At 67.5% G+C, this 9,110-nt stretch carries 7 protein-coding genes and 1 rRNA gene; 3 read left to right on the top strand and 5 right to left on the bottom strand.

What is annotated here, in order from left to right:
• The 3 genes from RMN86_RS06240 to RMN86_RS06230 all read right to left on the bottom strand — a co-directional run.
• Nucleotides 1-126, bottom strand: a 16S ribosomal RNA gene (locus RMN86_RS06240); the annotation flags it as partial.
• Nucleotides 127-886: 760 nt separating this feature from the next.
• Nucleotides 887-1,315 carry a CBS domain-containing protein gene (locus tag RMN86_RS06235; protein WP_309604969.1) on the bottom strand — a complete coding sequence of 143 codons (429 nt, stop codon included), beginning with the start codon at nt 1,313-1,315 and terminating at the stop codon, nt 887-889.
• Between the two features lie 95 nt (nt 1,316-1,410).
• Nucleotides 1,411-2,124 (bottom strand): rhomboid family intramembrane serine protease, encoded by a 714-nt coding sequence (locus RMN86_RS06230; protein ID WP_309604968.1) that lies wholly within the window; start codon nt 2,122-2,124, stop codon nt 1,411-1,413.
• Between the two features lie 148 nt (nt 2,125-2,272).
• Here RMN86_RS06230 and RMN86_RS06225 point away from each other — a divergent pair, with 148 nt between their 5' ends.
• Nucleotides 2,273-5,158, top strand: a complete 2,886-nt coding sequence (locus tag RMN86_RS06225) for an insulinase family protein (protein WP_309604967.1) — start codon at nt 2,273-2,275, stop codon at nt 5,156-5,158.
• Nucleotides 5,159-5,209: 51 nt separating this feature from the next.
• Here the strand turns inward: RMN86_RS06225 and RMN86_RS06220 are convergent, their stop codons facing one another.
• Together RMN86_RS06220 and RMN86_RS06215 are read right to left on the bottom strand one after the other, a co-directional pair.
• Nucleotides 5,210-6,868 carry a choline dehydrogenase gene (locus RMN86_RS06220; RefSeq protein WP_309604966.1) on the bottom strand — a complete coding sequence of 553 codons (1,659 nt, stop codon included), beginning with the start codon at nt 6,866-6,868 and terminating at the stop codon, nt 5,210-5,212.
• Between the two features lie 74 nt (nt 6,869-6,942).
• Nucleotides 6,943-7,404, bottom strand: a complete 462-nt coding sequence (locus tag RMN86_RS06215; RefSeq protein ID WP_309604965.1) for a DUF805 domain-containing protein — start codon at nt 7,402-7,404, stop codon at nt 6,943-6,945.
• Between the two features lie 126 nt (nt 7,405-7,530).
• Here RMN86_RS06215 and RMN86_RS06210 point away from each other — a divergent pair, with 126 nt between their 5' ends.
• A complete protein-coding gene (locus tag RMN86_RS06210) occupies nt 7,531-8,472 on the top strand; it encodes an IS1595 family transposase (RefSeq protein ID WP_309604964.1) in 942 nt (313 codons plus the stop codon).
• A 152-nt stretch (nt 8,473-8,624) separates the two neighbouring features.
• The gene (locus tag RMN86_RS06205) at nt 8,625-8,747 is read left to right on the top strand and encodes a hypothetical protein (RefSeq protein ID WP_309604963.1); all 123 of its coding nucleotides are present in this window, start codon (nt 8,625-8,627) and stop codon (nt 8,745-8,747) included.
• Nucleotides 8,748-9,110: the final 363 nt, after the last annotated feature.

The raw sequence follows: 9,110 nt of genomic DNA, 5'->3' as shown, positions 1-9,110 counted from the left end.
CGTACCAAAGGGCACATTCCCACGCGTTACTCACCCGTCCGCCGCTCACCCGAAGGTGCGCTCGACTTGCATGTATTAGGCCTGCCGCCAGCGTTCGCTCTGAGCCAGGATCAAACTCTCAGGTTGAGTTGAGCACTGACTTATAGCGTCCCCAATTCCGAAGAACTGGTTGGCGTATAGTCTGCGTATTTCTTGACGAGTTCCCATTCACATCGATGCCCGAGAGCCGAAGCCCCAGGGTATTGATATTCATGGTATTGTCTTCAAGAGACCGCAAGTTCGTCAGTGTCGAGGTTACCTGGTTAGGGTAACCGCCAGGACACCGCCGCCTGCGTTTCTCTTTCCAATTCAACGATGTCAAAGACCTGACCGACTTTCGCCGGTCCCACTGTTTAGCGCCGGTGGTCGGCGGAGGCGGCTATCTAGTTGCCGGTCTCTTGGGTGTCAATCGGTCCTTTCGGACTTTCGCGCCGCCGCCCGGATCGCTCCGGAAAATGGCGCAAAAACCACACCGGGCCGCCGGAGGGGCAACCCTCGTACAGTCGGTAGCGATTCGATTGAGGCTCGGGAAAATATCCATTTCGAAGAGAAATGCAAGGGGGGATTTCGCCCCTTCCAAAGCGCCTCGAAACCGGCCCGCCCGAGCGGGAGGCGCTATCTAGGGGGCGGTCGGGGGACTGTCAATCATCGTCTTGCGGCGGAGGACCTTTCCGCGGCGAGGAGCCTGGTCTTGCAGCGCGCCCCGCGGCCCTGGGGCCCCTTGAGCCTTGACGCCGCGCGTCAGCTCTGGCCGGGCGATCACGCCCGGGGACTCCCCCCGGCCTGGCGCGCCGCACCCTGCGCGAGACGCTGGCCGCGCAGCGGCGTCAGGGTGTGATTCGGCGGTTCAGCTCGCCGCGATATAGGCTTTCAGCCCATCGGCTTCGGCCTCGACCTCGGAGATCTTCCATTTCACCAGGTCGCCGATGGAAACGATGCCCACCAGGCGGTCATCCTTGCAGACCGGCAGGTGGCGGATGCGCCGGTCGCTCATCCGGGCCAGCAGCGAATCGACCGTCTCGCCCGGCTGGGCGAACAGCACGTCGCGGGTCATCACCGCCGACACCGGCTTTTCGAGCGCGGAGCCCCCGCCCTCGGCCATGGCGCGCACCACGTCGCGTTCGGAGACGATGCCCGCCACCCGCTCGGCGTCGAGCACCACCAGCGCGCCTACGCGCCGGGAATGCAGCAGCGCCGCCACCGCCGCGATGGTCTCCGACGGGCTGACGGTGAACACCGTGTCGCCCTTGGTCCTCAGAATCTGCGAGACAAGCATCGGTTTTTCCCGCTCCCACCTGTGTCTGGGGGCGCAGCGTCGCTCAGAACCCGCGGCGCATCAACGCACGCCCGCGTGAGGCTGCGGACCCGAATCTAGGCGCGCGGCGCCAGGCGGGCGAAGGGACCGATCAGCAGCAGGCCGGCGGCAAAGCCGATCAGGTGCGCCTCCCAGGCGATGCCGGCGCTGCCCGAGCCCGGCAGGAAGGCCCCGCCGAACAGGGCGATGATCAGGTTGATGACGATCCAGCCCCCGCCCATGCCCAGCACCGAGCGGGAGAACATCGGCCCCGGCCGGCCGTCGGCGCTGCCGATCAGCCGCGCCGCGCCGCCCATAAGGCCCGACACCCCCCCCCACGCGCCGACGATCAGCGCCGGGCTGCCGGGATGGACGCCCGCATAGCCCAGGTTCGCCAGCACCCCGGTCAGGAGATAGAACCCGAAGAACAGCAGCGCGCCCTCGATCTTCGGCCCGAACAACCTGGCCAGCGGCGTCGAGAACGCCAGGGCGAACGCCCCGTTCATCATCGCGTGGGACCAGCTGCCGTGCAGGAAGATGGCGGTGATCACCGTCTCCCAGCGTCCCGGAACCAGGTTGGCCGGGGCGAAGGCGTAGGCCGTCTCCACCGCGTCTATCGGAAACAGCGTCTGCACCCCGTAGCCCGCGACGATCAGCACGACCACCGCAACCGCCTGCCAGGGCGCGTTGAACGCCGGCTCGCGCGCCGGGCGGCCCGTCGGCCGGGGCTCAGGTCCGGAGGACCAGGGTTCGGACGGCGGCGGGGTCTGTTCGAAACGCGATTCGGTCATCGGCCTCATTTAGGCGCTTTGCCGCGCTCGCGCGACAGCGCCTCTCCTTGGGTTCAAGCCCGCCTTGCCTTGCCGCCATCTTGCCTTAAGCGCGCCATGGAGCTTGGCGATGGTGCCAGCCCTTGTCGGACGACTTCAGGACTTTTCTATGATCCGTACCCTGCGCGCGAGCCTGGCGCTCGCCGCCGCGCTCTGTCTCTTCACGTCCGTCCCGGTCCGCGCGCTCGACTTTCCGCACCTGCCGCGGTTTGGCGCCGCGGCGCACGCCGCGCCGGCGAGTCCGCCTTCGGGCGCCTGGCCGCAGGCCGGCTCGGACGTCCGCGCCGATCCAGACATCCGCTTCGGCGTGCTGGCCAACGGTCTGCGCTACGCCATCCGCCGCCAGTCCATCCCGGCGGGGCAGGCCGCGATTCGCCTGCGCTTCGACGCCGGCTCGCTGATGGAGACCGACGCACAGGCGGGCCTCGCCCACTTCCTCGAGCACATGGCCTTCAACGGCTCCAAGGCCGTGCCTGAGGGCGAAATGGTCAAGATCCTGGAGCGCCTGGGCCTGGCCTTCGGCGCCGACACCAACGCCTCCACCACCTTCGACCAGACCGTCTACAAGCTCGACCTGCCGAAGACCGACGACGAGACCGTCGACACCGCCTTGAAGCTGCTGCGGGAGGCGGCCTCCGAACTGACCATCGCCCCGGCAGCCGTCGACCGCGAGCGCGGCGTCGTGCTCTCCGAGGAACGCTCCAGCGACAGCCCCTCCTACCGCGTCTTCAAGGCGCGCCAGGCGTTCCTGCTCCGCGGTCAGCTGATGCCCACCCGCCTGCCGATCGGCAAGGTGGAAGTCCTGAAGAGCGCGCCGGCCAGCCTGATCGCCGACTTCTATCGCCACTACTACCGCCCCGAGCGCGCGGTGCTGGTGATTGCCGGCGACATTGACCCCGCTGTCATTGAGGCCAAGATCCGCGCGCGGTTCGGCGACTGGGTCGCGCAAGGGCCCGCCGGGCCCGAGCCCGACCTCGGCAAGGTCGCGCCCCGCAAGACCGAGGCGAAGCTGGTGATCGAGCCGGGCGCGGCGCTTAACGCCCAGATCGTCTGGGTGCGCCCGCCGGACCTGCGTCCCGACCGCCTGGCCAAGCGGCGCGCCGATGTGATCGAGCAGCTGGGCTTCTCGGTGCTGAACCGCCGGCTCTCGGCCCTGGCGCGCTCGCCGACACCGCCGTTCCTTGGCGCGGTGGCGTTCAAGACCGACCAGGGCCGGTCTGCTGAGGTGACCATGCTCAACCTCGCCGCCCAGCCGGACGGCTGGCGCGAGGCGCTGGCCGCCCTCGACCGCGAACAGCGCCGCGCGGTCCAGTACGGCGTGCGCCAGGACGAGCTCGACCGCGAAATCGCCGAGGCGCGCGCCGCCGCCCAGGCCGCCGTCGCCGGCGCCGCCACCCGCCGGCCGGCTGCGCTCGCCGACGAGATTGTCAGCTCCCTGGATGACGCCCAGGTGGTCACCAGCCCCGCCGATGACCTGGCCCTCTTCGACGCCGCGGTGAAGGGTCTGAAGGCCGAGACGGTCTCCGCCGCCCTGAAGGCCGCCTTTACCGGCGAGGGCCCCTTGCTGTTCATGGCCTCGCCCAGGCCGATCGCCGGCGGCGAGACCGCGATCCTGGCCGAATACGCCGCCACCCGAAAGCTCGCCGTGGCCGCACCCTCCGCACCCCACGCCGTCGTCTGGCCCTACACCAGCTTCGGCGCGCCCGGAAAGGTGGTCGAGACGCAGGACGTCACCGATCTCGACGCCGTCTTCATGCGCTTCGGGAACGGCGTGCGCCTGACCATCAAGCCCACCAAGTTCCGCGACGACGAGGTTCTGGTCCGCGTCAATATCGGCGACGGCCTGGCCGCCCTGCCCAAGGATCGCCAGAGCCTGGCCTTCTTTGGCGGGGCCTTCATCGAGGGCGGGCTCAAGCAGATCGACAACGAGGACACCGAGCGCGTGCTGGCGGCCCAGGTCTATGGCGCGCGCTTCAGCCTGGGCGAGAACGCCTTCGTGCTCAGTGGCGCCACCCGCACCGGCGACCTGGAGACCCAGATGCAGGTGCTCGCCGCCTATGTGTCCGATCCGGGCTGGCGCGGCGAGGCGTTCCGTCGCCAGCAGACCGGCGCCCGCACCGTCCACGACCAGATGGAAGCCACCGACTCAGGCGTGCTCAACCGCGAGCTTTCCGGCCTGTTGCACGCCGGCGACCGCCGCTTCACCTTCCCCAGCCGTGACGAGCTGGCCAAGGCCCAGCTTGGCGACCTGCAGGCCCAGATCGCCCCGCACCTGATGTCCGACCCCATCGAGGTGGTCATCGTCGGTGACATCACCGTGGAAAAAGCCACCGAGGCGGTGGCCCGCACCTTTGGCGCCCTGCCGGCCCGGGCCCCGGCCGCGCCCCTGCCCGCCGCACAGCTCCAGGTCGGCTTTCCCGCCGGCGCCGCGGCGCCGATGGTCCTGACCCACAAGGGCCGCGCCGACCAGGCGGTGGGCTACGTCGCCTGGCCGACCACCGACCTGTGGGCCAACCCGCAGCGGGCGCTCGACACCGACGTGATGGGCCAGGTGATGGAACTGCGGCTGATCGATGAGCTGCGCGAGGCGCAGGGCGCCACCTATTCGCCCTCGGTGACCTATCAGCACAGCCAGACCTGGACCGGCTGGGGCTATCTGGCCGCCAGCGTCGAAGTGCCCCCGGCCAGGCTCGACGGCTTCTACCGAGATGTGGCGAAGATCGCCGCCGACCTGCGGACCACGCCGATCACCGCCGACGAACTGGCGCGCGCCAAGAAACCCAGGCTGGACGGCCTGCAACGCTCGCGGCTGACCAACCAGTACTGGCTGTCCGAGCTCTCCGGCGCCCAGGCCGATCCCCGCAGGATCGACTTCATCCGCAAGATCATCCCCGGCACCGAAAGGGTCACCGCCGCCGACGTCCAGAGCGCCGCGCAATTCGTCCTTCAGGACGACAAGGCGTTCCGGCTGGAGGTCAAGCCGGCGGCGAAGTAGCGGTGGTCCGCGTCATGGGGAGGGTGGCTATTACGCAAGACCGGGCCGGGCTCACGCCGCCTTCAGCCCGTCGCCGTGGACCGGAACCTCTTCCGCCGGCAGCGGCGCCCGGCCGCGGATCACGTCGGCGATCTTTTCGGCGATCATGATGGTCGGGGCGTTGGTGTTGCCCCCTACCAGGGTCGGCATCACCGAGGCGTCAACCACCCGCAGGCCGGCCAGCCCCTGCACGCGGCATTCCGCGTCGACCACCGCCATGGGGTCGCCGGCGGCCCCCATCCGGCAGGTGCCCACCGGGTGATAGATGGTCTCGGCCGTGCGCCGGATCCAGGCGTCGATCTCGGCGTCGGTCTGCACCGCGACCCCCGGCGCATATTCCGCGCTGACATAGGCCGCCAGGGCCGGCTGGGCGGCGACCTCGCGGATCATCCGCACGCCCTGGCGCAAGGACCGGCGGTCCTCCTCGGTCGACAGATAGTTGGCGAAGATCGCCGGATCTTCGAACGGATCGGCGGACTTCAGGCCCACCCGCCCGCGCGATTCCGGGCGCAGCTGACAGACGTGGAAGGTGAACCCGTCCTTGGCCACCGACACCTTGCCGTGGTCCTGCATGATCGCCAGCACCGTGTGGATCTGCAGGTCCGGCCGGTCGAGATCGGGCCGCGAGCGCAGGAAGGCGCCGGATTCCAGCATGTTCTCGCGCCCGATGCCCTTGCCGAACAGCAGGTAGGAAAGCCCGATGCCCAGGGTCCGGATCAGGCCCTTGCGCAGGGAATAGAGCGTGATCGGCTTGGGACACTCATAGTTCAGGCTGACGTCCAGGTGGTCCTGCAGGTTGGCGCCGACGCCCTTCAGCGCGTGGACTACCGGCACCCCATGGGCCGACAGCTCTTCCGGATCGCCGATCCCCGACAGCTGCAGGATGTGCGGCGACTGCACCGCGCCCGCGCAGAGCAGCACCTCTGCGTTCGCGTGGATGACCCGCCGGGACTTGGTCTTCTCGTCATGGATCTCGACGCCGACCGCCCGGCCGGCCTCGACGACGATCCGCGTGGTCCGGGCCCCGGTCAGGCAGGTCAGGTTCGCCCGCGTCAACGCCGGGTGCAGGTAACCTCGCGCCGCGCTCCACCGCTGCCCGTCGTGAATGGTCAGCTGGTAGGGTCCGAACCCCTCCTGCTGGAAACCGTTGAAGTCGGCGGTCAGCGGATGGCCGGCCTCAGCGCCCGCCGCGATGCTCGCCGAATAGATCGGGTTGGGCGAGGCGGCGCGTGAGACCTTCAGCGGCCCCTCGCCGCCGTGCCACGGATCGGCCCCGCCCTCGAAGCTTTCCGAGCGCTTGAAATAGGGCAGCACGTCGGCATAGCCCCAGCCCGCCAGCCCCATCTGCCGCCACTGGTCATAGTCGCGCGCGTGGCCGCGGATATAGATCATGCCGTTGATCGACGATGACCCGCCCCAGCCCTTGCCCCTGGGCCACCACAGCCTGCGGTCGTCGAGGTTCGGCTCCGGCTCGGTCCAGAAGCCCCAGTTCTGCGGCCCCTTCTTGCTGATCAGCCCGCCGACGCCGGCCGGCATCTTGATCATCAAGGCCCCGTCCCTGCCGCCGGCCTCCAGCAACAGGACCGTCTTGTCGCCGTCCTCGGAGAGCCGGTTGGCGAGCACGCAGCCCGCCGAGCCCGCCCCGATGATGATATAGTCGTAGCGATCCATGGCGCGGCTTGGTCCTGATCGGTGATTACCTGGCCGCCGAACCTGACGCAGGCGTCACTTTCTGGCAAGCACGTCTAGACGAAAGCCGCCACCTCTGCCGGTGGGAGGGGATCCTCCCCGAACCGGTTCGGACCGGTCTGGCCCTTCAGGCAACCCATCTCGACAAGGCCCCAGATCGAGAACGGAAGCCCCAGAAGCGCAAACAGGGCGCCGACCGCCCGGGCGCCCTGGTCGGGGCTGTACTGCGTCAGTTCGCCCGGCAAGGACAGCAACAGCGGCAGCCCGGCGAACAGCAGCAGCCACCACGCCGACTTGCCCCGGTCGTGCAACCTTCGAGCGCCGTTGGCGAGGCTTGCGTACATCAGGGCGAGAAACACCGGGACCAGCACAATCATAAGGATGGGAAGGATGGCCGCCATCACCCCCGCCAGCACCCCACAGAGCATAAAGATCCCGAAGATCGACAGGACGAAGAGCCAATAGCGGCGGCGATTGATGCGGCCGTCGAACGACAGATAGCCCAGGAGCGCCGTCACGATTTCCTCCAGACAATACCGAAGCTGCGCCTTAGGTGATCTTCTTTTGTTCTCCTCGTCAAGCGGCAGTTATATACTTGACGGAACAGGCTAGACGGTCGATAAAGGTGGGGAAGGAACAACCCCATGAACTTGACCGACAAAATCTTCCACGACGACGAAGCCGCCCGCCTTCACCTTGAAGCGCAGCGCTGGCCCGATGGCGCGTATTGCCCCCATTGCGGCGAGTGCTCGGCGGTGACGCTGCTGGGCGGCAAATCCACCAAGCCCGGCACCTACATCTGCAAGTCCTGCCGCACCAAGTTCACGGTCACTGTCGGCACGATCTTTGAGCGCAGCCACATCGGCCTCGCCAAATGGATGTTGGCGTTCCGCATGATGGCGGCGGGCAAGAAAGGCGTCTCCGCTCACCAGCTCCACCGCTCGCTCGGCGTGACCTACAAGACCGCTTGGTTCATGGCCCACAGGATCAGGGAAGCCATGCGCCTCGACGCGCCTGAGCCCATGGGAGGCCCCGGCAAGGTGATCGAGGCCGACGAAACCTATGTCGGCGGCAAGGTCGGTAACAAGCACGCCAAAAAGCGCCTGCGTCCCGATCTAGAAGCCGACCTGAAGCAGAAGGTCGTGACCCTGGTCGAGCGCGACGGCGCCGCGCGTTCGTTCCACGTCGCCAACGTCACGGCGAAGACCCTGCGTACCGTCATCGTGACGAACGCCAGCCGCAAGTCTCACCTGATGACGGACGGCCACACCGGCTATCGCAGCGTCGGGCGCGAGTTCGCGTCACACTCTTCGGTCGATCACTCCGCTGGCGAGTACGTCCGCCAGGGCCACCACCACAGCAACACGGTCGAGAACTACTTCTCGATCCTGAAGCGCGGGATTGTCGGCACCTTCCACCACGTCTCGGAAGCGCACCTGTCGCGCTATCTGGACGAGTTCGATTTCCGCTACTCCAACCGCTCGGGTCTGGGCGTCGATGACGCAGCCCGCGCCGATCTGATGCTCAAGGGCTCCACCGGCAAGCGCCTGACTTATCGGCGGTCTAACGAAAGCTCGCACGCGTAAGCAGAAGGCGCGGAAAATACGGGCGAAACGCCGACTCCAGCGCAAGGCCGACTCGATTTAGAATATCAGCGCTCGTTGTGCGTCATGAGCGCCCGACTTCCGGTGTCGGCCCCATTTGGCGGGGCTACAGCCCCGGAGGGGAGGTGATTTTCTTGAAGTACGAAACGCGCAAGGTCGGTCGCGACTCCGGCAACGGCAAGTTCATTCCCCGCAAGGAGGCTGAACATCGCCGCGACGCCGAAGTCGAAACCGTCCGCTATCCGAAGAAGTCGTAAGACTTCCTAGGAGGGGGTCGCAGCGGTCTTAGCGGGCTTGCTGCGGCCCTTTCTCTTTGAATCCGTGGAGTCGCTTACTCGTTCCTTAACCGCCGCCTTGTGCGGCTTCGGCGGCGTCCGCAGTGCGTTCGCGACACCACGGTCAAAGCGCTCTTGAGCGCCAGGTTCATCTTCAGGGGGCTTATCGGTCATGACGGACGGGAAGATCCGATTGCTGAGACGCGATGCGGCGGCATTGGTCGTTGGTCGCCTGATCCTCGCGTGGGGTGAGGTCGATCAAATGATCGAAGAATTGACACTTTACATGTGGAGGGCGCTTCAAGCACCAGCCCAGCTCGCCAACGGTAAAATCGAGCCGCCACC

The organism is Phenylobacterium sp., assembly GCF_031360265.1.
Classification (GTDB): domain Bacteria; phylum Pseudomonadota; class Alphaproteobacteria; order Caulobacterales; family Caulobacteraceae; genus Phenylobacterium.
This window is presented reverse-complemented; position numbering and strand designations above follow the sequence as displayed.